Annotated in this window: 27 protein-coding genes and 1 pseudogene; 12 read left to right on the top strand and 16 right to left on the bottom strand. The window is 59.4% G+C overall.

The annotated features are described in order from the left end of the window. Positions 1 to 9 precede the first annotated feature (9 nt). Positions 10 to 663: a TetR/AcrR family transcriptional regulator gene (locus BLQ09_RS01910; protein ID WP_027603999.1), complete on the bottom strand. Its 654-nt coding sequence runs from the start codon at positions 661 to 663 to the stop codon at positions 10 to 12. A 122-nt stretch (positions 664 to 785) separates the two neighbouring features. Between BLQ09_RS01910 and BLQ09_RS01905 the strand changes: the two genes are divergently transcribed. Next, a complete protein-coding gene (locus BLQ09_RS01905) occupies positions 786 to 2,003 on the top strand; it encodes an MFS transporter (protein WP_092355025.1) in 1,218 nt (405 codons plus the stop codon). A gap of 93 nt (positions 2,004 to 2,096) precedes the next feature. Then, positions 2,097 to 2,894, top strand: coding sequence for a DNA/RNA non-specific endonuclease (locus tag BLQ09_RS01900; protein WP_027604001.1), 798 nt, complete (start codon positions 2,097 to 2,099; stop codon positions 2,892 to 2,894). A gap of 9 nt (positions 2,895 to 2,903) precedes the next feature. Here the strand turns inward: BLQ09_RS01900 and BLQ09_RS01895 are convergent, their stop codons facing one another. From BLQ09_RS01895 to BLQ09_RS01885, 3 genes are read right to left on the bottom strand one after another with little or no spacing between them, the layout of a single operon-like run. Further along, positions 2,904 to 3,083 (bottom strand): DUF1289 domain-containing protein, encoded by a 180-nt coding sequence (locus BLQ09_RS01895; RefSeq protein WP_027604002.1) that lies wholly within the window; start codon positions 3,081 to 3,083, stop codon positions 2,904 to 2,906. Between the two features lie 26 nt (positions 3,084 to 3,109). Further along, positions 3,110 to 4,012: a CDF family Co(II)/Ni(II) efflux transporter DmeF gene (gene dmeF, locus BLQ09_RS01890; RefSeq protein ID WP_092355022.1), complete on the bottom strand. Its 903-nt coding sequence runs from the start codon at positions 4,010 to 4,012 to the stop codon at positions 3,110 to 3,112. Further along, positions 4,009 to 4,284 carry a metal/formaldehyde-sensitive transcriptional repressor gene (locus tag BLQ09_RS01885; protein WP_027604004.1) on the bottom strand — a complete coding sequence of 92 codons (276 nt, stop codon included), beginning with the start codon at positions 4,282 to 4,284 and terminating at the stop codon, positions 4,009 to 4,011. Before BLQ09_RS01885 ends, dmeF begins: the two co-directional genes overlap by 4 nt. A 130-nt stretch (positions 4,285 to 4,414) precedes the next feature. Between BLQ09_RS01885 and BLQ09_RS01880 the strand changes: the two genes are divergently transcribed. Further along, on the top strand, positions 4,415 to 5,626 hold the full coding sequence (locus tag BLQ09_RS01880; RefSeq protein ID WP_092355019.1) for a YeeE/YedE family protein: 1,212 nt from the start codon (positions 4,415 to 4,417) through the stop codon (positions 5,624 to 5,626). A 1-nt stretch (position 5,627) separates the two neighbouring features. On the opposite strand, the gene BLQ09_RS01875 is transcribed toward BLQ09_RS01880, so the two are convergent. Continuing rightward, the gene (locus tag BLQ09_RS01875) at positions 5,628 to 5,789 is read right to left on the bottom strand and encodes a DUF2986 domain-containing protein (RefSeq protein WP_092355016.1); all 162 of its coding nucleotides are present in this window, start codon (positions 5,787 to 5,789) and stop codon (positions 5,628 to 5,630) included. Between the two features lie 164 nt (positions 5,790 to 5,953). On the opposite strand from BLQ09_RS01875, the gene panB reads away from it, so the two are divergent. Further along, the gene (panB, locus tag BLQ09_RS01870) at positions 5,954 to 6,769 is read left to right on the top strand and encodes a 3-methyl-2-oxobutanoate hydroxymethyltransferase (protein ID WP_092355013.1); all 816 of its coding nucleotides are present in this window, start codon (positions 5,954 to 5,956) and stop codon (positions 6,767 to 6,769) included. On the opposite strand, the gene BLQ09_RS01865 is transcribed toward panB, so the two are convergent. The 8 genes and pseudogenes from BLQ09_RS01865 to BLQ09_RS31785 form a co-directional block, all read right to left on the bottom strand. Then, on the bottom strand, positions 6,757 to 8,145 hold the full coding sequence (locus BLQ09_RS01865; RefSeq protein WP_027604007.1) for an aminotransferase-like domain-containing protein: 1,389 nt from the start codon (positions 8,143 to 8,145) through the stop codon (positions 6,757 to 6,759). The two genes, panB and BLQ09_RS01865, sit on opposite strands and share 13 nt — an antisense overlap. 11 nt (positions 8,146 to 8,156) lie before the next feature. Continuing rightward, positions 8,157 to 9,383 carry an MFS transporter gene (locus tag BLQ09_RS01860; RefSeq protein ID WP_027604008.1) on the bottom strand — a complete coding sequence of 409 codons (1,227 nt, stop codon included), beginning with the start codon at positions 9,381 to 9,383 and terminating at the stop codon, positions 8,157 to 8,159. 205 nt (positions 9,384 to 9,588) lie between these two features. Then, positions 9,589 to 10,107, bottom strand: a complete 519-nt coding sequence (locus BLQ09_RS01855) for a DUF2569 domain-containing protein (RefSeq protein ID WP_027604009.1) — start codon at positions 10,105 to 10,107, stop codon at positions 9,589 to 9,591. A 114-nt stretch (positions 10,108 to 10,221) separates the two neighbouring features. After that, positions 10,222 to 11,457, bottom strand: coding sequence for a type II toxin-antitoxin system HipA family toxin (locus tag BLQ09_RS01850; protein WP_027604010.1), 1,236 nt, complete (start codon positions 11,455 to 11,457; stop codon positions 10,222 to 10,224). Continuing rightward, positions 11,450 to 11,695: a helix-turn-helix domain-containing protein gene (locus tag BLQ09_RS01845; protein WP_027604011.1), complete on the bottom strand. Its 246-nt coding sequence runs from the start codon at positions 11,693 to 11,695 to the stop codon at positions 11,450 to 11,452. The genes BLQ09_RS01850 and BLQ09_RS01845 overlap by 8 nt, the downstream gene beginning before the upstream one ends. Positions 11,696 to 11,782: 87 nt before the next feature. Then, a complete protein-coding gene (locus tag BLQ09_RS01840) occupies positions 11,783 to 12,823 on the bottom strand; it encodes an alpha/beta hydrolase family protein (RefSeq protein WP_092355010.1) in 1,041 nt (346 codons plus the stop codon). A 95-nt stretch (positions 12,824 to 12,918) separates the two neighbouring features. Continuing rightward, positions 12,919 to 13,413 carry a methyl-accepting chemotaxis protein gene (locus BLQ09_RS31790; protein ID WP_371263349.1) on the bottom strand — a complete coding sequence of 165 codons (495 nt, stop codon included), beginning with the start codon at positions 13,411 to 13,413 and terminating at the stop codon, positions 12,919 to 12,921. A gap of 372 nt (positions 13,414 to 13,785) precedes the next feature. Beyond that, positions 13,786 to 14,940: pseudogene (locus BLQ09_RS31785) on the bottom strand (FIST signal transduction protein); the annotation flags it as partial. Positions 14,941 to 15,345: 405 nt separating this feature from the next. Here BLQ09_RS31785 and BLQ09_RS01830 point away from each other — a divergent pair. The 4 genes from BLQ09_RS01830 (at position 15,346) to BLQ09_RS01815 (ending at position 18,473) form a co-directional block, all read left to right on the top strand. Continuing rightward, the gene (locus tag BLQ09_RS01830; protein WP_092355004.1) at positions 15,346 to 15,747 is read left to right on the top strand and encodes a GFA family protein; all 402 of its coding nucleotides are present in this window, start codon (positions 15,346 to 15,348) and stop codon (positions 15,745 to 15,747) included. Between the two features lie 114 nt (positions 15,748 to 15,861). Next, positions 15,862 to 16,401, top strand: a complete 540-nt coding sequence (locus tag BLQ09_RS31440; protein WP_092355001.1) for a P-loop NTPase family protein — start codon at positions 15,862 to 15,864, stop codon at positions 16,399 to 16,401. 258 nt (positions 16,402 to 16,659) lie between these two features. After that, the gene (locus BLQ09_RS01820) at positions 16,660 to 17,070 is read left to right on the top strand and encodes an ASCH domain-containing protein (protein WP_092354998.1); all 411 of its coding nucleotides are present in this window, start codon (positions 16,660 to 16,662) and stop codon (positions 17,068 to 17,070) included. Between the two features lie 611 nt (positions 17,071 to 17,681). Further along, positions 17,682 to 18,473, top strand: a complete 792-nt coding sequence (locus tag BLQ09_RS01815; protein WP_227432253.1) for a hypothetical protein — start codon at positions 17,682 to 17,684, stop codon at positions 18,471 to 18,473. Positions 18,474 to 18,786: 313 nt separating this feature from the next. Here BLQ09_RS01815 and BLQ09_RS01810 read toward each other — a convergent pair whose 3' ends face one another. Beyond that, positions 18,787 to 19,131 (bottom strand): DUF6124 family protein, encoded by a 345-nt coding sequence (locus BLQ09_RS01810; protein ID WP_092354992.1) that lies wholly within the window; start codon positions 19,129 to 19,131, stop codon positions 18,787 to 18,789. 493 nt (positions 19,132 to 19,624) lie between these two features. Here BLQ09_RS01810 and BLQ09_RS01805 point away from each other — a divergent pair, with 493 nt between their 5' ends. The 4 genes from BLQ09_RS01805 to BLQ09_RS01790 all read left to right on the top strand — a co-directional run bounded on the left by BLQ09_RS01805 (position 19,625) and on the right by BLQ09_RS01790 (position 21,285). After that, on the top strand, positions 19,625 to 19,810 hold the full coding sequence (locus BLQ09_RS01805; protein ID WP_371914481.1) for a CGNR zinc finger domain-containing protein: 186 nt from the start codon (positions 19,625 to 19,627) through the stop codon (positions 19,808 to 19,810). Positions 19,811 to 19,905: 95 nt separating this feature from the next. Further along, complete coding sequence (gene msrA, locus BLQ09_RS01800; RefSeq protein WP_092354989.1) at positions 19,906 to 20,412, top strand: peptide-methionine (S)-S-oxide reductase MsrA; 507 nt, start codon at positions 19,906 to 19,908, stop codon at positions 20,410 to 20,412. A gap of 138 nt (positions 20,413 to 20,550) precedes the next feature. Next, a complete protein-coding gene (locus tag BLQ09_RS01795) occupies positions 20,551 to 21,030 on the top strand; it encodes a hypothetical protein (protein ID WP_092354986.1) in 480 nt (159 codons plus the stop codon). A 12-nt stretch (positions 21,031 to 21,042) separates the two neighbouring features. After that, complete coding sequence (locus tag BLQ09_RS01790) at positions 21,043 to 21,285, top strand: hypothetical protein (RefSeq protein WP_027604020.1); 243 nt, start codon at positions 21,043 to 21,045, stop codon at positions 21,283 to 21,285. 15 nt (positions 21,286 to 21,300) lie between these two features. On the opposite strand, the gene BLQ09_RS31435 is transcribed toward BLQ09_RS01790, so the two are convergent. Together BLQ09_RS31435 and BLQ09_RS01780 are read right to left on the bottom strand one after the other, a co-directional pair. Beyond that, positions 21,301 to 21,747: a hypothetical protein gene (locus BLQ09_RS31435; RefSeq protein WP_092354983.1), complete on the bottom strand. Its 447-nt coding sequence runs from the start codon at positions 21,745 to 21,747 to the stop codon at positions 21,301 to 21,303. 99 nt (positions 21,748 to 21,846) lie between these two features. Further along, entirely contained in the window at positions 21,847 to 22,077 is a 231-nt protein-coding gene (locus BLQ09_RS01780; protein WP_092354980.1) for a hypothetical protein, read from the bottom strand. Positions 22,078 to 22,200: the final 123 nt, after the last annotated feature.

The following is a 22,200-nucleotide window of genomic DNA, read 5'->3' as shown; positions in this document are numbered from 1 at the left end:
GCTCGTAGGTTATGGTTTTTTTGCTGCAGGGCTGTGAGGACTGGGCGGTGCGATAGACGCGGCAACATCCCAGCTCACCAGCAACTGGCTGATCGCCGCGTCGAGGGTGGCATGGGGCACGTTGTCCCGCGCCAGGATCGACACCCCCTGCAAAAAACTGTCAAACACACTCGCCATCACGGCGGGCTGGGTCTGTTGCGGCAACTGGCCCAACCGAACCGCGCGCTCCACGCACGCCACAATCCCCGCCCGCGTACGCAGGCGCGACTGGGTCAACCCGTCGGCCACCCGCGCATTCTCAGGGCTGGGCGCACTCATCACGCCCAGCGCCACCATGCAGCCCTTGGGGTGCCCGTCTTCGCATTGCATGCGCGCCGACTGGCGCAGCGCGGTTTCGACGGCCTGGCGCGGGGGCAGGGTTTCGTCCCACAGGCATTCGGTGACCTGGGCGTAGGTCGCCAGGTAGCGCTTTACGCACTCGTCGAACAACGCCTCCTTGGAACCGAACGCCGCGTAGAAACTCGGCGCGGAGATCCCGCCGCCCAAACCCGCCTTGAGCTGGGCCAGGGAGGTGGCGTCGTAGCCATGCTGCCAGAACAGGTGCATGGCCTGTTCCACGGCGCGTTCGCGGTCGAAGGTGCGGGGGCGGCCCATTTGTGCCATGTCAGGTCTCCGGTGGGAAAGCGAGATAAATACTAGTCGATACATAAGTCGTTGACAACGTGCACCGATCGCCCGCAACATTTATATCGATCAGTATCTAAGTCTTGCCCAAGGAGTTTACCGTGACCCCCTCACTCACTTTATCGGCCGCCTCCGAGCGCCTGCCCATCGGTGCCTTGCTCGCCCTGGCGATGACTGGCTTCATCTGCATCGTCACCGAAACCCTGCCCGCCGGCCTGTTGCCGTTGATCAGCGATGGCCTGGCGATTTCGCCGTCGATGGCCGGGCAGATGGTCACCGCGTATGCGCTGGGCTCGGTGCTGGCGGTGATCCCCATGACCATCGCCACCCGTGGCTGGCGCCGGCGCAATGTGCTGCTGCTGACCATCGTCGGTTTCCTGCTGTTCAACTCGATCACTGCGTTGTCGTCCCACTATGGCGTGACGCTGGTGGCGCGCTTCTTTGCCGGGGTGGCGGCGGGGTTGGCCTGGAGCCTGCTGGCCGGTTACGCCCGGCGCATGGTTGCGCCCCACCAACAGGGCAAGGCACTGGCGCTGGCGATGGTCGGCACGCCGATTGCGCTGTCGTTGGGGGTGCCGCTGGGCACCTGGCTCGGTGGCCTGGTGGGCTGGCGCACCACCTTCGGCCTGATGTCGGCCGTGAGCCTGATACTGATCGCCTGGGTGCTGGTGAAAGTCCCGGACTACGCGCCGCAGCCCGCCCATCAACGCCTGTCGCTGGGCAAGGTGCTGACCACGCCGGGGGTGCGCCCTGTGCTGGCGGTGGTGATCAGTTGGATGCTGGCCCACAACATTCTGTACACCTACATCGCACCGTTCGTGGCGCCGGCCGGTTTGGCCGAGCGCGTGGACCTGGTGTTGCTGGTCTTCGGGATCGCTGCGTTGGCGGGGATTTGGCTCACGGCCAGGCTGGTCGAGCCGTTATTGCGCAACACCGTGCTGGCAAGCCTGGCGAGCTTTGCGCTCATCAGCCTGGTGTTCGGCTTACTGGGAACGATGCCGCAGGTGATTTACCTCGGCGTGGCGGTCTGGGGCCTGAGCTTCGGCGGCGCCGCGACCTTGCTGCAAACCGCCCTGGCGGATGCGGCGGGAGAGGGCGCGGATGTGGCGCTGTCGCTGAACGTGGTGGCGTGGAACAGCGCGATTGCCGGCAGCGGCGTGGTCGGTGGCGTGCTGCTGGACACCTGGGGCGTGGGCGCATTTGCGTGGGCGATGCTGCTGTTGGTGGCCGTGGCGTTTGCCATTGCCTGGGTGGCCAGCGCCCATGGCTTCAAGCCGGGCGTGCGGGGTGCGGGAAAACCGGCGTCGCTCGGGCACTAATTTGACATCTGCTAGTCCATAATCCTCGAAATATCATTTACTTGGCTCCGTACGCGGAGCCTGCCGCTTCACTTTCCATCGAAGATTCAATCCATGCACCTACGCAACATTGCAGTTGGGCTATCGGCCTTTATCCTGTTTTCGGCCGGGGCGCATGCCCGTGGTGCGATAGACCTTTATTCCACTCAGGAACGGCAGTTGTCGTTCGACAGCTGTGCCGATGTATTCCCTGGCGCGACGCCGATCAAAACCGCAACCATCCCCGCCAGCATGAAACCCCTGGCGCTGTGCTCCGACCATTTCGCCGTGCTGTATTCGCAAACCAGCAAGACGCCGCTGGTGGTGGTCGAGCGCCTCAACGCCCGCCAGCTCAAGGACGCCAAAGGCGAGGAACGGACCAACCATTTCTACGCGGACCCGCGCATTCCCAAGGGCGCGCGGGCCGAGTTGAGCGATTACCATGGCCAGCAACCGGCCATGGATCGCGGCCATCAATCCCCGGCCGCCGATGCCCCCGATGCCAAGGCCATGGCCCAGTCGTTTGCGCTGTCGAACATGGTCCCCCAGGACCCCACCAACAACCGCAAGATCTGGAGCAAGGTCGAGGCCGACGTACGCAAGTTCGCGGTGCGCGCGGGCGGTGACGTGTATGTGTTTACCGGGCCGCTGTTCGATCCGGGCTACAGCACCATCGGCGACAACAAAGTCTGGGTGCCGACGCGCCTGTTCAAGCTGGTGTACGACGCCTCCAGCCAGCGCGCCTGGGCCTACGTGCTGCCCAACGCCGAAACGCGCATTCAGAAGCCGATGGACTACGACACCTTCGTGAAAAGCACCGGGCTCAAATTGCTGGGTAACCTTCCGGTATCCGGGTCGGTGGGGCGCTCCTGATCAAGCGGCTTACCTGGCTTTTTTCAACGCTTTCAAGCGTTGGGTTGCACGTTGCACGGCGGCCATTTTCTCGGGGCGCTTCATGCGTTTCCACTTGCGGATCTCGTCCTTGCTGCGGCCACAGCTGACGCACAGGTCGCCGCTGAGCTGGCAGGTGGAGACGCAGGGATTTTCGATGTCTTTAGCCAAGGGTTCACCTGGGTGGGGGTAAAGGCTTACGCCGAACGAAACTCAATGGTGAGGTGGCTCACTTCATGCACCGCCTTGAGACGCTCGCGAAGGGTGTCGGCATCCGTGGTCGCCTGGCCGAGCACACTCACGATCGCTGCGTGGGCGTCGGGGCCCACGCGCCACACGTGCAGGTCGGTAATCCTGGCGTCGCCGGGTTGCTCGACCAACGCGCGGATCTCGGCGGCGACGTGCTCATCGGTTTGATCCAAGAGCACACCGGCGGTCACCCCCATCAGGCTCCAGGCCCAGCGCGCGATCACGATGGCACCGACGATACCCATCACCGGGTCCAGCCACACCCAGCCCAGGTAACGCCCGGCCAGCAAGGCGGCGATGGCGAGGACCGAGGTCAGCGCATCGGCGAGCACATGCACATAGGCGGATTTGAGGTTGTTGTCGCTGCCGTGGTGGTGCTCGTGATCGTGCTCATGGCTGTGACCGTGGCCCAGCAACAGCGCACTGACGATATTCACCACCAGGCCCACGATGGCAATCAGGGTGGCGGTACCGAACTGCACCTCGGTGGGTTCCAGCAGGCGGACCACCGACTCGACGCCAATGCCCAGGGCCACCAGCGCCAGGATCAGCGCCGAGGCGAAGCCACCGAGGTCGCCCACCTTGCCGGTGCCGAAGCTGTAGCGCGGGCTGCGCGCATGGCGTTTGGCATAGGCATAGGCTGCGGCGGCAATGCCCAAGGCACCGGCATGGGTCGCCATATGAAAACCGTCGGCCAGCAGTGCCATGGAGCCGGTGAGGTAGCCGGCGGCAATTTCCGCCACCATCATCACCACCGTCAGCATCACCACCCACAGGGTGCGCCTGGCGTTCTCGTCGTGGGCGCCGCCGAGGAACACATGGTCGTGGGCGTGGTGGGGCATGAGCGTCATTTGGCGTAGCGCCGGATGGCTTCGAGCAGTTCTTCGACGCCCTTGCTGCGTTCCTCCTCGCTGAGGGAAGGATCGGCCACGTGCGCCCTGGCGTGTTCTTCGATGATTTCTTCCATCAAGCCGTTGATGGCGCCGCGCGTAGCGGCCACCAGGTGCAGGGTCTTGGCGCAGTCGGCGTCCGACGCCAGGGCTTTTTCCACCGCTTGAATCTGCCCGGCGATGCGCTTGACCCGTTTTATCAGGCTGTCTTTGTTGGCTGCGATATGGCCCACGGTATACCCCCCCTACCTATAGTTCGGCGGAGTGTGTCATACCCCACCCCCCTATACAAGGTGACCGCAGCGCCCACAGGTTATACTCGCCCCTTCGCAATCACTCCTTCAAATCAAACCGAGATACCCCATGAGCACCTCTCTTTCCCTCACCCCTGCGCGCAAGCCTGTCGCGCCGCTGGTGGCCTTTGTCATCCTGGTGCTGGGCGCCTTGTTCCTGCAAAACAGCGTCGGTTCGCGCCAGGTGCTGTTGCTGGTGGTCGGCGCCGCGCTGGGCTTGACCCTTTACCACGCTGCCTTCGGCTTCACCTCCGCCTGGCGCGTGTTTATCAATGATCGCCGTGGCGCTGGCCTGCGGGCGCAGATGGTGATGCTCGCGCTGGCGGTGCTGCTGTTTTTTCCGGCGCTGGGGGCGGGCACGTTGTTCGGGCAACCGGTGGTCGGGCTGGTGGCGCCGGCCGGGGTGTCGGTGGTGTTCGGTGCGTTTATTTTCGGCATCGGCATGCAGTTGGGCGGCGGGTGTGCCTCGGGCACGCTGTTCACGGTGGGCGGCGGTAATGCGCGCATGCTGGTGACGCTGTTGTTCTTTATCTGCGGCTCGCTGATCGCCACCCACCATGTGGACTGGTGGTTTGCGTTGCCGGCGTTCCCGGCGGTGTCCATCGTCAAGAGCTTCGGCGTGGTGCCGGCGTTGCTCGCCAGCCTGACCATGTTTGCGCTCATCGCGGCCGTCACCGTGCGCCTGGAAAAGCGCCGCCACGGCCAGCTTGAAGCCGGCGTGACCAGCGAACACCAAGGCCTGCGCCGCTTCCTGCGTGGGCCATGGCCGTTGGTATGGGGCGCGATGGGTTTGGCGTTGCTCAACTACGCCACCCTGGCGCTGGCCGGGCGGCCGTGGGGGATTACCTCGGCCTTCGCGCTGTGGGGCGCCAAGGTGGCAAACGGGTTGGGTGTGGACGTGGCCAGCTGGGCGTTCTGGCAACTGCCGGGCAACGCCAAGGCCCTGGCTGCGCCGGTGTGGGAAGACATCACCAGCGTCATGGACATCGGCATCGTCCTCGGTGCGCTGTTGGCCGCCGGCCTGGCCGGGCGCTTTGCCCCCAGCCTGAAGATCCCGGCCCGCTCGCTGCTGGCCGCGGTGATCGGCGGCCTGCTGCTCGGCTACGGCTCGCGCCTGGCCTACGGCTGCAACATCGGCGCGTACTTCAGCGGTATCGCCTCGGGCAGCCTGCATGGCTGGGTGTGGCTGGTGGCGGCGTTTATCGGCAACAGCGTGGGCGTGCGCCTGCGGCCGTTTTTCTTTGCCGGTGAGCGCCGGCCCGAAGCGCTGAGCGGTTGCTGAGTTAACCCTCGGGGGAAATGTCTGGCGCCTGGGCGGCCTCAGCCGCCAGCTTTTCCCGCTCGGCCTTGCTGATGTACTTATCCTTGGATTTCGGTGCCAATTTGGCGCTGGCCTTTTTCGCTTTGGCCTTGAACAGCTGTTGCAGTTTTTTCTGGCGATTCATGGGTTGTTACCTGGCGTGTACGTGCGCGGATGATACCAGCTTAAAAAACCGCGACGGCTGCCTGGGTCGCTTTTTAGCGCCGATCTGTGCATTGAATCGCCGCGCCTTTCGCCAATACTCGGGCCCCGCATTCCCCGAGTATTGAACGCGATAAGGAACACACCATGAGCCTGCACACCCGCACCAAACGCATGACCGTGCCCCAACTGGTCGCCATGAAAGGCCAGCAGAAAATCGTCTCCCTCACGGCCTACACCAGCGCCATCGCCAGGCTGATCGATCCGTTGGTGGACTTCATTCTGGTCGGTGACTCCACGGCCATGGTCGGCTATGGCCGGCCGTCGACCTTGAGCATGCAGCTCGAAGAAATCATCGGCCACACCCGTGCCGTGGTCGACAGCACGCGCCTGGCCTGTGTGATTGCCGACATGCCATTTGGCAGCTATCAGGAATCCCATGAACAGGCGTTCCGCAATTGCGCCCAGGTGTTGGCGCGCACCGGCTGCGATGCGGTCAAGCTGGAAGCCAACCAGGCGCTGGCGGGCACCGTGGCGTTCCTGGTGGCGCGTGGTATTCCGGTGATGGCGCACGTGGGGCTGATGCCGCAGTTCGTCAACGTGATGGGTGGGTTCAAGGCCCAGGGCCTCACGGCTGAAACCGGCGCAGTGATTGCCGAAGACGCCCGCGCCAATCTGGAGGCGGGCGCTTTCAGCCTGCTGCTCGAGGGTGTGGCCGAAGGCGTGGCGCGGCAGATCACCCTGGACTCGAACAGGCCCACCATCGGCATCGGCGCCTCACCGGCCTGCGACGGCCAGGTGCTGGTCACCGAAGACCTGTTGGGCCTGGGCGGCGAGCATCTGCCGCGCTTCGTCAAGCAATACGCCGATGTCGGCGCGGTGATTCGCGATGCGTGCGAGCGGTTTGCCGACGACGTGCGCCAGGGCCGCTTCCCCCAAGCGCAACACTGCTACGGGCTTTGACGGATCGCCTGGGCCAACAGCTGCACGGCCTGGGTGATGTCCTTGCTCCAGTCGAGGGTGTAGCTCAGGCGCACATGCTGCGCCCAGCTGCCGTGCAGGCTGAACAACTGCCCCGGAGCGATCACGACGCGCTGGGCCAGCAGGCGTTCGAACACGTGCCCCATGTCGACCGGGCGCCTGGCCTCCAGCCAGAAACTCGCGCCGCCATGGGGTTCGACCACGTGCCACTCGCCGTGCGTTTCCAGCAGGGCTTTCATGCGCGTCATCCGTTCCCGCAAGGCCGCGCGCAGCATCAGCAGGTGCTGATCGATGCGCCCGGAGGTGAACAGCTTCGCGATCGCTTTCTGACGGGTCGGCGACAGGCGAAATCCCCGCTCCAGGAACACCCGCTGCAACTGCGGCCCTTGCCCGCGACACAGCACATAAGCGTAGGGTGCCTCCGCGCCGATCACCTTGTCGAAGGTCGAGAACACCAACAGTTTCTGTGGGTCGGCAAAGTCGCGATAGCGGGCGGTGGGCGGCTCGAAATACAGCTCGCCGTAGGTGTCGTTTTCGAACAGCCAGATGTCCCGCTCTGCCAGCCAGCGGCAGATCTGCTGTTTATCCTGCGCCGGCATCACGCCGCCCTGGGGCACGTTCACGCTGGATGACAGCACCGCCAGGCGGATCGGCTCCCGCTCGAGCAGTGCCTGGAAGGCGGGCAGGTCGAAGCGCCCGTCCGCGCCGAGGGGCATTTCAATCACGCGGATATTCGCCGCCTGCAACTGACGCAGCACCGCCCACGAACACGGCGACTCCACCAGCGCCAGCGTGCCACGCAACGCCAGGGCGCTGAGCGACAGGTCCAGCACGCTGTGCAGGTCCGAACCGATATACACCTGTTCGGCCTGCCAATAGCGCTGGGTGGATTGGGTGTAGCGCGCGGCCAGTGCCGCACGCAACTCGGGCTCGCCGAATGGCAGGTACAGCGGCGTGAGGGCGCGCGGGTACTGGCGGGCCAGTTCGCGCTCCATCATCAACAAGGGGTTTTCCAACGACAGCAGCATCGCCGGGGCGTCGCTGCTCAGGGCCAGCATGCCCGGCTGGCGGGCGTTGGCGAATACCTGGTCGAGCAAATCAGGCGAACCTTCGCTCAACAGCGGCGCCGGCACGGCCCGGGTGAAATAGCCGCGCTTGGGCCTGGCCTGGACACGCCCCTCATCCTCCAGCAGCGCATAGGCGTACTTGGTGGTCGATACCGACACGCCCAGGCGCCGGGCCAACTGGCGCAGGGACGGCAGTTGGCGTTCGCCTGCCGAAGGGCTCGCCTCGATCAACTCGACAAGGTAGCGGTACACCGCCTGATAGGCGAAAGAAGCGTCGTTGGCGGTATCCATGGACCCTCGGTTTAGCCAGGCTGGGCCGCCAGGCTATTACTGATGTTGCGCCCCAGCACCAGCACTGTAACAAAACCGCAGCCCACCAGTGCCGTGGCCAGGCTCAACAGCACCGAGCTGCCCAGTTGGTCGACGATGCGCCCGCCGAAGAACGAACCCAAGGCAATGATCACCTGGAACAAGGCCACGAACAGCGGCATGCCGCGTTCGACATCCTTGGGCGCCACCACAAACATCCAGATACTGGCACAGGCCGGGAAGGCGCCGAAGGCGAAGCCCCACAGCCCGATCAGCATCGCTGCGCCGGTCATGCCGGTGGCGAAGTGGGGGAAGAGCGCGGTGCTGGTGCCGATCATCAGCGCCACCAGCAACAGGGTGTGACGCACGCTGCGGTTGGCGGCGAAACCGGCAAAGATATTGCCGAACACCCCGGCCACGCCGAAGAGCAGCAACAGCGAACCAATCGTCGGCCCGTCGAAGCCGGAACTGTATTTGAAGAACGGCGCCACATAGGTGTAGGCCGCAAAGTGCGCCAGGCCGATCAACAGCACCGCGATCAACCCGATCCGCGCCTGTGGGTTGATAAACAACGCCGGCAGGTCGCTGACGCGAATGGCCTTCTCCGGGGTGAGCCGCGGCAGCAGGAACACCTGCGCCAGCAGCACCGGCACGCCCAGCAGTGCGGTGACCAGGAACGTCATGCGCCAGCCCATCAGGCCGCTGAGCCAGGTGCCGACCGGCACGCCGAGCACGGTGGCCAGGGTCACGCCCATCATGATGATCGAGGTGGCCTTCGCCACGTCCACACCCCTGGGCGCCAGGCGCCCACTGAGGGCAATGGCCGTGGCCCAGAACCCGCCGATACTGATGCCCAGCAAGACACGGCCGAACAGCAGCAGGCTGAAGTCACTGGCAAAGGCCACGACCGAGTTGGCGATGATCATGATCAACGTCAGGCCGATCAGCAGGTAACGCCGGTCCATCGCGCCAATGCTCACCGACAGGAACGGCGCAGCGAGGGCGGCCATGATGCCGGGCAACGTCACCATCAGCCCGGCGTGGCCGGCACTGATACCGAGGTCGCTGGCGACGTCGTTGAGCACACCTACCGGCAGGAATTCACTGGTCACCAGGGCGAAAGCGCCCACCGCGACCGAGAGGATTGCCAGCCACTGCTGTTTGACGCTTTGCTGATTATGTTCGGGACGGCCGCTGGGGGCCTGGAGGGCACTTGGCATGATGCTGGGTTCCAAGGGGGATGTCGCCTGAGGCCAGGCGAAGGGGAAGAATTGGGAGGCGATTATAGGAATCGGGCCTGGCCACCCTATAGGCGAGCGGTTCGATAGTAATCATCAGTGCTATCGATGTGAGGGGGCTGCGTAGTTCAGCGGCATCGCCTTGGCAGCCTGCCAGTCATCCGGCAGGCGCTCGATGCTCACCGCGTCAAGGGCTGACGATGCCCGGCGCTTGCGCCGCAACCGGCCGGTGTTGGACAAACGTTGCCTTGACCCTTTTGGAGAACAGTATGTAGGGGACCCAGATCGAGGTGGACACCAATCCGCGGACGGTTTCCTTGGTCGTGTTGTAGTCGAATATGGGTTCATCCACCAGAACAAGCGAGCTGAACCATGCATCAAGTGGAACGTAAACAGCCGAGGCGATGAGCGTGACGATATAAACCTTGGGGAATAAATAATGTTCGCAGAAGAACAGGTAAACCAAATAACCAAAGGCCGCGATAAAGACTGCATTGACGAGGGTTTCTGAAATCAGGATCGCGCCCCACAGGGCGTTAGTCATCGTCGTGCCGGATGAGGTGAGGATGCTGAACGAGCCATCTGCGAATATTGGGTAATACACCGCGATAAGGGCATAACCCAGGCGCGCCAAGGCTATAAACAGGCCCAAGCCAACCACGATCAACCAACCGCCAAGTCCCTTCGGGTGTTTACTTTCTTGCATGTTCGCTCCGCAGTTCAATAGCGTTAAAACGATAAATAGTCAGCCGTGCTGCTGAATCACCGGCCTCGGCCATGCCCCCCGGCTTGAAGAACGACATATACCAGGCAAGCAAAATCACGGCGGCTCAATACTCCTCGCCAGCCCTGTCGCCCATGCAGCGGTCATCTTTTCCCCAACAACATCAAATTCCGGGTGGGTGCTTCGATAGTCCGAAAGCTCCACCATTGCACGGCTCATGCCGCTGTGGACTCTGGCGAGCAATTCATTGCAACGAGCCTCTGTCAAATTGCACGAACTGCGCCCGAACTGGACCAGCATCTTACGTTTTGGCCAAGCCTTTGAGCCACCGAGCAACAGACCCATAATATCGTTGACTTGGTACACCGTGGTCGTCACAAGGTCGTAAGCCGGCGCGAGCCAAATATCGGCATCTTCTGCGCAGTTCTCATAGAGCAGGCCAAAGTTTTTCAAGTGCCCGTCTCCATTTTGTATGCCAGCGCAGAGCGCCACCATCATAAAGAAGTCCTCAAGTGCCTTAGTCACAAGAGAAGGAGAGACGTAAGTCTTGATCAACTTCGCGCAGCCCTGGTAGCTGCCGTCGTACTTTTTATCTGTCCCCCATCCGGATAAGACGCACATATCCTCAAAACCAAGGTAGGCGCTGTCACCGATATCGAACCGTTTGACCACCAGAAACTTACCCTGCTGACTCAACTGGCATTCAGGCACTTCAAGGCCTGTATGAAGTGCCGCGCGCATGCAGAAAAACTCATTGGCCGCCAGTTGCGCGAAGTCTGAATCATTGAAGGCCTTCACCAAGTGCGTAGCGCCACGATGGGTGAGACGCGCAACGTCAGGATTCGTATCGTCAGCGTCGCGCACCAGTACCTTCGGCTGAACGCCAGAAACGCCTGAGTAGGCTGCGTAGGTTTTCATCAGGTCGTCGAACAGATCTTTCGCCCCGTCATACACGAGCAGCTCGGAGAGTTTTATTTCAGGTAGTAACTCATCCGCAGTGGCTCGGGCGACGCTGATTCGGCCCAACTGATGGGGGCCGACGATACCCAGCAATGCGAAGTCATCAAAACCTCGCACGGACTTGCTGAAACGTCTCACAAGCTCCGCTTTCAGGTGGCCTTCGGGGAGATGCATCTCAAACAGGGGATGGATGCCATACGCCCAGATGTAGCTCTCCAGGCGCACGGGCATGGTCAGCGAAACCGCGTTCTTTTCGGTGACTGCCTGGTTATATGAAAACACCGAATCGCGCTGGTTTTCTTCACTGCGCCCGAGTATTCCGGCATACACGCCGCTGGCGCCGATGTGCAGCCGATCGCTTTGTCTAGTCATGGACGTTTTCTGCTTTCAGTTCATCCAGCGTTTTGCGTCGACGCTTAGGTGTCGCGGTTAACTCGTACCCTAACCCTTCAAGGATCGCAGCCACCTTGCGAATTCCCACTTCGGGGATGGTGTTGTTCTCGATTCCGGAGATGGTTGCACGACTCATACCGTGCCGAAGTGCGAGCTGGCTTTGGGAAAGGCCAGCCGCCTTTCGCAGGTTTTTGATCAGGAAACCTAAATCGTCCACAGTGTTTGCATCCTATACAATGCATTTGTGAGGGTTAATACACTTATGCATCGTATTTGATTCGTTTTTTCTTGAATAGCCTTTTCTTTAGTTAGGCGCTTTGCGCCCCAAAAACTCACTGATCAGCCCCACCACCTGCTGCTGAATCACCGCCCGTGGCCGAGCCCCCTCACCATCGCGGCAAATCATGCCGTCGCCCGGTGAACTCTCCTCGATCAGCGCCATGCCCCCCGGCTTGCAGATCGACATAAAGCTGAAGTGCGTAGCGTCGGCGATCTCCACGTACTTCGTCGTTGCTTCAGGCAGCCGCTTGACCATGTCGGCGGACTCCAGCTGCGGGTCCATATCCTCCGACGGCACACCCCCCGCAATCACCAGCGCTGGTACCGGCAATGCAGCCAGGCTGGCGTCGGTGAAGCCGCGGGACAGGCCCAGGTCCAGGGACACGATGGCGGTGACGCGCTTGTCGCTCAAATCCGCCGCCAAGCGCGCTTTACCTTCTGGCGTGCCGGCGGGGTTCATCTCCTGGTAGCCGATGCAACCGCCGAGCTTGGGGTGGATGCTGCAGTCGCGGCTGAACAGCTCGGGGTCGAAGCGCGCCCCGGCGAGTTCCAGCACGGTCCAGCCGCCCAGGGAATGGCCCACGGCGGCAATCTGGCCATTCGCGACCGCGCCAAATGGCTTCGGCTGGGCCAATACCGCGTCGATCACGCGGCTCAGGTCGGCCGGGCGTTGCCATAACTGCGCGGCGGTTTGCGGGTTGCGATCCTGGGTGGTGGTGCCGGGGTGGTTGACCGCCGCCACGATGTAGCCCTGATGCGCCAGCGCACTGGCCAGCCACACCTGCTTGCCCCAGTTACCGCCGTAGCCGTGGGAGAGCACCACCAGCGGATGCTCGCCGGCAGCCGGCGGCGCGTCGGGTACGGCGAGGGCACCGATGAACACCGCGTTGTCGGCGATCAGGGTGGGTTTGGCGGTGGTGGTGGCGGGGTACCAGACGACCAGCTCAAGTGGACGCTTGTCTTGCGCATCAGGCAGGGTGACGGTCTTGAAGCCGACGGGGTTTTCGGCGGCGAAGGCTGGAGCGGTCAGGCACGGCAATAGCAGGGCGGCGAGGGCGTTTTTCACGGTTGTTATCGTCCTTGATATGAGCGACGCATCATGCACTGAATCCCCCGTTCAGTGCCATGAGCCCCGCGCCGTTTTTTACCTGCCGTTAGCGCCTACCCATGGGTCAACCCCGTCAACGTATCCGCAATGGTCTTGGTCCGTTGCGCCGTACCCTCAGTTGCTCGGCTCGACGCCTCCAGCACATCCAGCATCTCCCGCAGCGCACCGACCCCGGTGGACTGGTCTTCAATCTGCTGGGCCACCCGCTGGATCTCACTCGACAACAAGTCGATATCCACACCAATTTCCGCCGCATTCTTGCGCGTGATTTCCGCCAGCTTGCGCACCTCGTCCGCCACCACCGCAAAACCCCGGCCCAGGTCGCCGGCGCGCGCCGCTTCAATCGCGGCATTGAGTGCCAGCAGGTTGGTCTGCCCGGCGATCTGCTGGATCACCTGCACAATCGACTGGATACGCAAACTCGACCCCGCCAGCGTGCGCGCCCCCTGCACCGCGACATCCGCCTGGCTCGACAGCCCCTCCACCGTGGCCCCTGCCTGGGCAGACACGCTGTTCTGCTGGCCAATCGTGCCCACCAGTTCATCCATCGAGGCGTGCAACTCGCCGGAGTAATGCTTGAGCTGCGAAGCGATGTCCTCCTGCTGACGCTCGGCCTGGGCCAACACCAGGCCCAAGTCGGCCAGGCCCTCGAAGACTGGCAGGATATTGCGGTCCAGGCCTCGGGTATTCAGGGTGTCGGTGAAGTCATTGTTCTTGAATGCGGTAATCTGCTTGACCACCACATGGTTCAACCCCGCCAGCTTCTTCACCTGACGCCGTAGGAAAAACGCCTTGAACTCGCCGTAATGGGCGATGAAATTGTCCACGTACTCATCACTGAAACTCGCACCCTTGGCCACCCGAAAGAAGAAAATCGCCGTCAGCGTCTGGTTCAGGTTCAGGCCCAGAATCTCCCCGAAGGTCGAAAACCCCGCCAACGGCACATCCCCAAAAATGCCGGCCATGCTGCCCAGCTCGGCGCCGTTATTCAGCCGGCGCAGAATGCAGTCATTCAAAATCCCTGCCACCGGCTGGCCACCCTTGCCACGCAGGAACTGCTCATAATCCAGGCGCGTCGCCTCCCGCAATGGCGTCCGCCGCACCATCACCAACTCCTCGCCCGGCGCCACGTCGCAAAACAACTGCACGATCTGCTGCTCATAATCGATACGCGCGATAGACCGCACAAACAACTCACTGCCCACCCGAATCGCAAACGAATAATCCGCCAGCTTCGACTCCAACGCCTGGGGCGCGCAACTGAACGCATCACACAGCGCCTGCACCATGCTCTTGATATTGCCGCTGCTGTCGATCACCTGGTCAATCGTGCGGTCCTCCACCGACGCCGTCAGCACACTGAAGGTCAAATCCGCCGCCTTGAAGTTCTGGCTCTTGAACACCCCAAACCGCACATGGGCCGCCGTCTTCAGGAACACAATCTGCGCATGGTTCTGATAACTGCGCTGGCCGTCATGAATCAGCGTCTTCTGGAAATCCGACTTACCCCCGGCCGATCCCCCCACAAACAAACACGGAAACCGCCCCGACTCATACAGCGCCTCCATGAAAAACGACTCCGACGCCGACAACCCATCGAACACCACATACGCCAAGGTATCGCGATGATCGATCGACGTACGTACCTGCACCCGCTTGATATTCGCCACCAACTTGGCAATCCGCTCCTGCATCCCCAGGCGAGTGCCGCCACCGCGAATGTCCTCACACTCCAGCGGCACCATCACCACCTCGGCCGAGGCGATCAGACTGTCGTCGAACAACTGCAACACCACCCGGTCCCAGCGCTCGCCCGTGGCGCAATACAACGAACCGGGCGCATTGCACAGCTCGCCGGAGGTGGTGCACAGGCTGAGGGTGGACTGGGGGAAACGGCGCTTGAGCTTGGCGGCGATGGCGTCGATGTCCAGGTGGGGGGAGATGAAACCGGTGATCAGGGTGGGGGTGATACGCAGGGCCGTGAGTGCGGCGTCCAGGTTGTTGGCGGTGCTGGTGAGGGTGGTGGTGCCTTGGCGAGCGGGCCGGGATTTTTTCAGGAGGGAGAGTGGGTTCATAGGGTGGGCTCGGTCGGGTGGGGATGCGGGGGTAGGCATGTGGTTAGTAGGGTTATCGGCAGGTTGGGTGGGGGCTGGAGGGGGAGGGTGGGGGATGCGACGGATGGACGCGGGTGTTCTTAGGTTGGTGTTTATAGGGGAGCTGCTTTCGGCCAATGCTGTTGAAAAAGTCGGTCATCCGAAACTGCCTGATTATTGACCGGTGAAAACGCCTTTTTTACACGCTGCTATTTTAAATCCGCCTGTGGGCACCTCAGCCGAAAGTAAAGATTTCAACGTCGGGCGCGTACTTTTCAACTGCGGAAACCATGGCCGACTGTTTTCAACAGAATCGGCCAATAGCCGTCGCTCGACTGATTAGACAGGTAGGGCTACGCTGGCACTTTTGCATGCATGGAAGAGCGTATGACAGAGGTGTACCAAGGAAGCTGCTTATGTGCCGCCGTCAGTTACGAGCTATCCACCAGACCGAAAGCAGTGAGTCATTGTCATTGCAGCCAGTGTCGCAAAGGTCATGGGGCGGCATTTGCTTCTTACGGCAGTGTTCCGCGCAGCGCGCTGCAAATACTTAGCGACTCCATCCATATCAAATCCTATGCATCTTCAGCGACGGTATCACGCGAGTTCTGCGTGCAGTGTGGTTCGGCTTTGTTCTGGTCACGGTCTCAAGGCGAGTTTGCCAGTTGGGTTTCAATAGCACTGGGTACGCTTGATACGCCCTTCTTGCCTCGAAAGCAGGAACACGTTCATCTCGACTCCGCAGCCCACTGGTACGTTCCAACCAACCCATGCCCTCCAGTTGATTGAAGTCTTCTGGGCGAAAGCTGTCTGTCGCTATGCCCCCTTGTTGTTGACCGATATAGGCATTGACGTAAAATCGCCACCCCAAAAAATCAGCTTGAATAGCGAGAAGGTGCTTCGATGCAACGGGTGATGATTGTTGGTCAACCTGGGTCAGGCAAAAGCACTTTGGCAAGTAAGCTTGGTCAGCTCACGGGCTTGCCGGTCGTTCATATCGACACTATCCACTGGCAGCCAGGTTGGATAGAACGAAGCCGGGACGAGAAGACGCAGCTTTGTCTCGAGGTCGAGGCCCGTGATTGCTGGATATTCGAAGGTGGTCATTCAGCCACTTGGGACAACCGGATGGCCCGTGCAGATCTTTTGATATGGATTGATCGTTCGGCGACGCTTCGATTCTTGCGCGTACTGCGCAGAACGCTGCTCCAACGCGGTCAGTCTCGGCCTGACCTGCCGCATAACTGCCCTGAACTGCTGGCGAACCTGCCGGAGTTTTTTAGGTTCATGTGGCGGACGAAAAGATCAGCGCGCGCAAAAATGCAGCAACTCGTCGCAACTGCGCCCTCAGCTTGCCGCGTGGTTTATCTGCGGTCTAATCGGGACACTAGGATTTTTCTCGCGAGCATTGGAAGTTCGACTGGCCAGACTCCGCGGGACTGATCGAGGGACCGTCAGATTTTTTGTGTGTAGGCCGGTCCTCTTCCGGCCAAAAAAGCCACCCGTCAGTTGTCTCGAATGCTACTTTTACCTGGATCTGAAAGATTCGGTCACCTACCAAAGAGTTTACGTGTAATACCTGGTCCGAAGAGCCGACGTTGGATTCGGATAAAGAATTTCAGCAACTGACTTTCGCATAGGCCCTGACGATTCATGAATGCCAGCGATATAGCCAATAATATGGTTTGACGGGATTTAGTTATGAGCATAGTTGATGATTTAGAAATTACGTACCCCGGTGCCATTGCATGGTCATTTGGGGATACTCCAGAAATGGCAGATGAGCTGGCTGAGCTTGTTGCTAAAGGAATAAAAACGGCTAGCTGTAGCTCGCTCTCGTCATTCAAGCATGAAGATAAGTCACCCACTATTGGTGGTTACAGCATTATTCTCAACAGTAAGGACGAACCTGTATGTGTCGTTAGAGTCATTTCGATGCGCATAATTCGTTACTGCGATGTAGATCAAGATCTTGCAAGGAAGGAAGGTGAAGGGGATCTCAGTCTCAGTTACTGGATGCAGGGTCATAAAGATTTTTTCCAAAGAGAGGGCTCATTCGACGAGTCTATGGAGCTGGTGGTAGAGGAATTTGATTTGGTGGAAGTATTGTAAAAGATAAATTTCCTTGGTCAATTATCCTAAGCATATAAATGCTTGGGGTGACTGTTATTTATCTGGTGTCAATATCCGCTTTGGGTCGGAAGTGGCCCTTCACCGCTGACGATTGAAAATTTCAATTTTGTTTTGTCATGACACTTCAGTCGAATTGGCGGAATGTAAAATTTCAACGCGCTCTATCTGGAAGGTACCAAGGCCCAAGAAAATCGCGAGTCGTTGTAGAGGGCGCACAATGACTCTATTATCTATTGATTTATGAAGGATTAACCACCCGCCCCAGTAACCTTGCACTCCATCAACTGATCCACTAAAAAATGTCTAAAAACGAGTTGAGAGCGCTTTTTTAATAAAAAGTCAATAGTGGTCTGACTCTATTTTCTATATCTTTGCAGTGCTAGGCCTATTGATGGATCTTTTTGGTAGGTCTCAAATATTGCGTTAAAAATTTTTATTAGTTTTAATGGTGTTGAATTTTCACTTGATTGTAATGTTGGAAGTGGAGTTTGTTTAATTATTCGGGTTGTAACGATTGCGTTGGGGAAGAGCTTGGGGGGTTAGTTATTTTCCAAGGTTTAATTTTGTACTTGTAGAGGGTGATTCCCTTGATGTTAGGCTCTGTATATAATGCGCTCTGGCTTGAGTGGGTAATCAGGGATAAAACCTCAAGAATTCTATTTGTCTATAAGGAAGTTGCTGTGGCCGTCGCATCATATGTTAGCATTTCATCTAGGCACTATCTGTCAATATCCCATTTGTCTGCGGCTGCTTTGTTCTCACAGAGGGCCGTTGTGCTTGAACCCTTGTTGACTCTTGGAGACTCCGCTTCGAATGAAGGTCTGCGCGAGCACACGGCCTGTGTGGTGACCAGCATTATGCTGTCAGTTGCGTTCTTAGAGGCGGTAATTAACGAACTATGGGCTGATTGCAGTGAAGGTTTCGATTCGGCACGGATCGAAGGTCTTCAAAGTAGTGCAGTCATGGCCACTTTATGGAGGAAGTCCCCACTCAAGCGAGCAACAATGCTTGAAAAATACGAGTTGGCACTTGAGTTGAATTCGAAGCCAGAACTTTCGAGGGACGCTAGTCCCTATCAGGACGTGAAGCTGCTCGTTGAACTTCGAAATGCTCTAGTTCACTATGAGCCCGAGACCATACTCAACTCCAGCGACACTGAAGAGAATAAAGGCGCCGAGCATAAGTTTGAGAAGAAGCTTCGCGGAAGATTTGAGCCTAATAGGCTGACCGGGCCTGGCAACCCCTTTTATCCGGATAAAGTGCTTGGGGCGGGTTGTGCTCGATGGGCAATTGTGAGTGCCGTCGCATTTGCAGATCGTTTTTTTGAAAAACTTGGAATTCCGTGCATGTACGGTCATGTTCGTGGCGTGTATGGGATTTAGCTTGCTGATGTGGTTGTGGGGAGCGGTTGTGAAATACTCATTCTGAATGTGCATTTTGACAGCTAACTCAAGCGAGTGACAAAGCGCTTAAATTTGAGATGTTGGTTTCTCAAGTTTGGTCAAAAGCGGTTGTTCATAGTGGAGAGTTGGCGAATGGGAATTCTTATTTTCGTGTAGCCATGGCCCTCTAGTTGAACTAGCGGAGTTTGAGTTTTCAGTGCTCTCGATTTGGAGCGCAACAAGGCCGAAGAAAATCGCCGAGTCGCCGTAGAGGTGCCACAACGGTTCGGCGATCTATCGGAGTATTGAAAGGTTAGCTGCCAGCTACCGCAACTTTCTGCTCCATCAACTTATCTATCAGCAACACTCCCAACTCGCTGAGTTGATGAATCGCCAACGCCACATCCCGCTGCTTCCCCGTCAGCTCATCCGACAGGTCCAGCAACAACGCAGTCACCGAAGAAAAAGTCTCATAGCTATTGGCAATCAGCACTTCACGGCTGACATCGTCCGCAACGCTGAACAGCGTAGTCGAAGGTGGAGGAGGCGGCCCTGGCGGTTCGGCGCCCGCGTTGAGGTAGTGATCAATCGCACGATGCGCCGCCTGATTCAGTTTCAGGTCGGGGCCGTTCGGAGGATTAGGCGTTATTTTGAACATGGTGTAATTCCTGAATGAGGCTGACACCCTTTCGCTACTACACAAGAAGGGTGGCAGCTGTACGCAGGTTAGTAGACCGGGGAATTACACAAAGCCGGCGCACCCGAAGGCGCCCTACGCACAGCCACCATCAGGTACAGACAGGAACGTCTGATAGATGAAGCTCATGCACTAAGTGTAATTGACCCTCGGGCTACTAAACCCGATCACTGAGTTGTCAGCGACCGGGCCACCTTAGAGACGCCCACTCAAGCGCACAAGCCGGCGGATTCTGACGCAACTGTAGGCAGCGGGGCAAGGCGCTGCAGCTTGCTGTAGGACATGTCTACAAGGTAGGCGCGAGCTGGCGCGCGAAGAATCCTGGAGCTCCGCGGGAAACCAGAGTCGCGGCGTTATCGTTGACGTTTTTCGCGAGCAAGCTCGCTCCTGCATTGGGTTGCGTTGATCACTGGAGGTTGTTGTCGAGGGACGCCCGGCCAGCCTGCTTGGGCCGGTGGCCGAGTCGCTGGTGGGCTTGGTCACGAACGATAAGTTTGAATTTGTCCGGCAGTGCGAGGCCCACGATTGCGTGCTGTTGTTCCATGACCTGAGCAAATCACACCGCCGCCGCTGGTGCAGCATGGCGACCTGCGGCAACCGGATGAAGGTGGCGGCGTTTCGTTCCAGGAATAAACCTTGAGTCGATAGGGGCGGGCAGTTTTCTTTGATTGAACTTGGTATTGCCCAGCATTGCCCCATAACTATCCCTGTCTCCATTAACCGCAAGGACAGACCATGACCAACCCAACCGAAACCGCCATCCTCGCCGGCGGCTGCTTCTGGGGCATGCAGGACCTGTTGCGACGCTACCCCGGCGTGCTGCAGACGCGCGTCGGCTATACCGGTGGCGATGTGCCGAATGCCACCTACCGCAACCATGGCAACCATGCTGAAGCGATTGAGATCGTGTTTGACCCGGCGGTGATTTCCTACCGGCAGATCCTTGAGTTCTTTTTCCAGATCCATGATCCGAGCACGCCGAACCGGCAGGGCAATGATCTGGGGCCAAGCTATCGTTCGGCGATTTACTACCTGAGCGAACAGCAACGGGAGATTGCCGAAGATACTGCGGCTGACGTGGATGCCTCCAACCTGTGGCCGGGGCCTGTGGTCACGGAAATTGAACCCGCCAGGGAGTTTTGGCAGGCGGAGCCGGAGCATCAGGATTATCTGGAGCGGATACCCAACGGCTATACCTGCCACTTCATCCGGCCGAACTGGAAGTTGCCCAAGCGGACTTGAACGTGAGTAGCGCCGGGGGGAAGGTCGCGACAGGTGAGAACGGCCTGACCCCCTATTTTCTCATTTCCTTTCTTATGCCTTGAATCCACTGCCCGCCTTCTAGAGAATCCCCGCCTTTGGCTCGAAAGGATGCGTGCGATGAAGTTCGAAGGGACGTTCCAATACATGGGCAATCACGGGATCGTGTTCAACGTTTCGCAGATCACCCTCACCGACAGCGAACGCGGACGCCTGCGCGAGCTGCATTTTGGCGAGGCGAAAAGTGCCCATTACGAGGTCAACAGCAAGGTCGTCGAGGTGTACGACAAGATGTTGGCCAAGAGCCTGCCGTGCGTGATGATGATCGGCATCTCCAAGCCACTGACGCGGCAACAGGGCGACACCCTCAATGCCCAGCGCACCAGGATCGCCAACCTGGCCGCCAGTGCCTTCGCTGGCGCCACTTCTGCTGTGGCTTCCCCTTACGTGGGTGTTCCTGTTGGCGCGGGTGTGCGCATGTATGCCAATGAAATCCTGCCCACCTATCATGCCGGCGACGTACTGGTCAGCATCGAAGCGCAGGTCAACGGCGGCATCGGCCCGCAACGCAGCGCCTCGACACTGATCATCAAGACCTGACGGGAGAAGCACATGTCTGACATTACCCAGTTGGTCCTGGCCCTGGTGCTGTTTTTTCTGCTCGATCGGTTTGTCAAACCGTACCTGCTTCGCACGTGGCTGGGGGGGCTGCTGGTGGTGGCGGGGGCGGTCGGCTGCGTGGCGGCGAGCCAGGTCCGTCCATGGGGGGCTGACCTGGGGTTGCTGTCGATCTTTGCGGTGGCGTTGGGGGTGGGGTTGTTCCTGAAGCGGCGGCGGTTCGAGCGAGTCGGTTGAAGGGGGGCCAGCTCATTAGCCATTACAGCTCTGCTTGTTGATTTCGAACCGTCCAACCTCTTTTACATTTTTGCTGCCGAATATGTAAATGAAGGTGCCACCCAATGAAATGATGGACTGGTCCCTTGGCATTTGCGCGGCGCAGACAGCCTGGGTGATGCTTGATTTCATCACGCCCAAGTCAACGTCCTCGGGATGGGTATCGTAATCGACCAACGTGTAATAGAACTTGAGGGCGTGACTGTTGGCCGCTTCCGCGCGAACGAAGGTTAGATGCTCGTCGATCTTTCGATTCCCGGGCGTCGTTCGTGCGGTCACGATGATGAGGTCGCTGAGGAAAGTGGTTTTACTGGGCTGGGGGGGGTCCTGGAAGGCCTGTATGACTAAAACCCCGACCAGGCTCAAAAACAGTAGCCCCCATGCCGAATACACAAACGCCTTTTTGGTTTTTGCTGTTGCCATGTCCTGGTTTCCTTGCGTTTGAGGCCCGCAGTGGCGGCGCGACGGCCTCACGGACTCAGTGGGGCGTTCCGATACCAAGGCAGGAACCCGCGAAATTGATCAGACGTGCACCGTTGGTGGCGTGAGGTCGGTTTCTTGCGCTTCGGGCGCGTCAGCAAGTTGCATGGCTGACAGCGCTTTCAGCTTGAAATAGGGGCCTGTGAAGCGTGTGCCTCCATCCAGTGCGGTGTGCGTGATCCGCTCTGAATCGCACCGATGCAATGGGGTGAACATACGTTTCTTGGGGCAGTAAACGCCTTCCTGCGTCTCGGAATACTTCAAGGCAAGCATAGAGTTACCCTTCCTGGGTTGAGTTTTCCTGATCGAGAACGGCTCGCATTTTACGCAAAGTGAAGCGGCTGTGCAGGACGTTTTCTTTGGGCTTCATCTCTATCGTCTGCCGCCTCAGTTTGC

Source organism: Pseudomonas sp. NFACC25 (assembly GCF_900100935.1).
GTDB classification, from domain to species: domain Bacteria; phylum Pseudomonadota; class Gammaproteobacteria; order Pseudomonadales; family Pseudomonadaceae; genus Aquipseudomonas; species Aquipseudomonas marginalis.
Note: the sequence above shows the minus strand (reverse complement) of the source record. Positions and strands in the feature narration are given on the sequence as shown.

Excerpts from the sequence above, each read along its gene's own strand:
- BLQ09_RS01910 (WP_027603999.1), bottom strand. The coding sequence starts at position 663 with ATGGCACAAATGGGCCGCCCCCGCACCTTCGACCGCGAACGCGCCGTG.
- BLQ09_RS01900 (WP_027604001.1), top strand. The coding sequence starts at position 2,097 with ATGCACCTACGCAACATTGCAGTTGGGCTATCGGCCTTTATCCTGTTT.
- dmeF (WP_092355022.1), bottom strand. The coding sequence starts at position 4,012 with ATGACGCTCATGCCCCACCACGCCCACGACCATGTGTTCCTCGGCGGC.
- BLQ09_RS01880 (WP_092355019.1), top strand. The coding sequence starts at position 4,415 with ATGAGCACCTCTCTTTCCCTCACCCCTGCGCGCAAGCCTGTCGCGCCG.
- BLQ09_RS01875 (WP_092355016.1), bottom strand. The coding sequence starts at position 5,789 with ATGAATCGCCAGAAAAAACTGCAACAGCTGTTCAAGGCCAAAGCGAAA.
- panB (WP_092355013.1), top strand. The coding sequence starts at position 5,954 with ATGAGCCTGCACACCCGCACCAAACGCATGACCGTGCCCCAACTGGTC.
- BLQ09_RS01865 (WP_027604007.1), bottom strand. The coding sequence starts at position 8,145 with ATGGATACCGCCAACGACGCTTCTTTCGCCTATCAGGCGGTGTACCGC.
- BLQ09_RS01860 (WP_027604008.1), bottom strand. The coding sequence starts at position 9,383 with ATGCCAAGTGCCCTCCAGGCCCCCAGCGGCCGTCCCGAACATAATCAG.
- BLQ09_RS01855 (WP_027604009.1), bottom strand. The coding sequence starts at position 10,107 with ATGCAAGAAAGTAAACACCCGAAGGGACTTGGCGGTTGGTTGATCGTG.
- BLQ09_RS01850 (WP_027604010.1), bottom strand. The coding sequence starts at position 11,457 with ATGACTAGACAAAGCGATCGGCTGCACATCGGCGCCAGCGGCGTGTAT.
- BLQ09_RS31790 (WP_371263349.1), bottom strand. The coding sequence starts at position 13,413 with ATGGATGAACTGGTGGGCACGATTGGCCAGCAGAACAGCGTGTCTGCC.
- BLQ09_RS01830 (WP_092355004.1), top strand. The coding sequence starts at position 15,346 with ATGACAGAGGTGTACCAAGGAAGCTGCTTATGTGCCGCCGTCAGTTAC.
- BLQ09_RS31440 (WP_092355001.1), top strand. The coding sequence starts at position 15,862 with ATGCAACGGGTGATGATTGTTGGTCAACCTGGGTCAGGCAAAAGCACT.
- BLQ09_RS01820 (WP_092354998.1), top strand. The coding sequence starts at position 16,660 with ATGAGCATAGTTGATGATTTAGAAATTACGTACCCCGGTGCCATTGCA.
- BLQ09_RS01815 (WP_227432253.1), top strand. The coding sequence starts at position 17,682 with ATGTTAGGCTCTGTATATAATGCGCTCTGGCTTGAGTGGGTAATCAGG.
- BLQ09_RS01810 (WP_092354992.1), bottom strand. The coding sequence starts at position 19,131 with ATGTTCAAAATAACGCCTAATCCTCCGAACGGCCCCGACCTGAAACTG.
- msrA (WP_092354989.1), top strand. The coding sequence starts at position 19,906 with ATGACCAACCCAACCGAAACCGCCATCCTCGCCGGCGGCTGCTTCTGG.
- BLQ09_RS01795 (WP_092354986.1), top strand. The coding sequence starts at position 20,551 with ATGAAGTTCGAAGGGACGTTCCAATACATGGGCAATCACGGGATCGTG.
- BLQ09_RS01790 (WP_027604020.1), top strand. The coding sequence starts at position 21,043 with ATGTCTGACATTACCCAGTTGGTCCTGGCCCTGGTGCTGTTTTTTCTG.
- BLQ09_RS31435 (WP_092354983.1), bottom strand. The coding sequence starts at position 21,747 with ATGGCAACAGCAAAAACCAAAAAGGCGTTTGTGTATTCGGCATGGGGG.
- BLQ09_RS01780 (WP_092354980.1), bottom strand. The coding sequence starts at position 22,077 with ATGCTTGCCTTGAAGTATTCCGAGACGCAGGAAGGCGTTTACTGCCCC.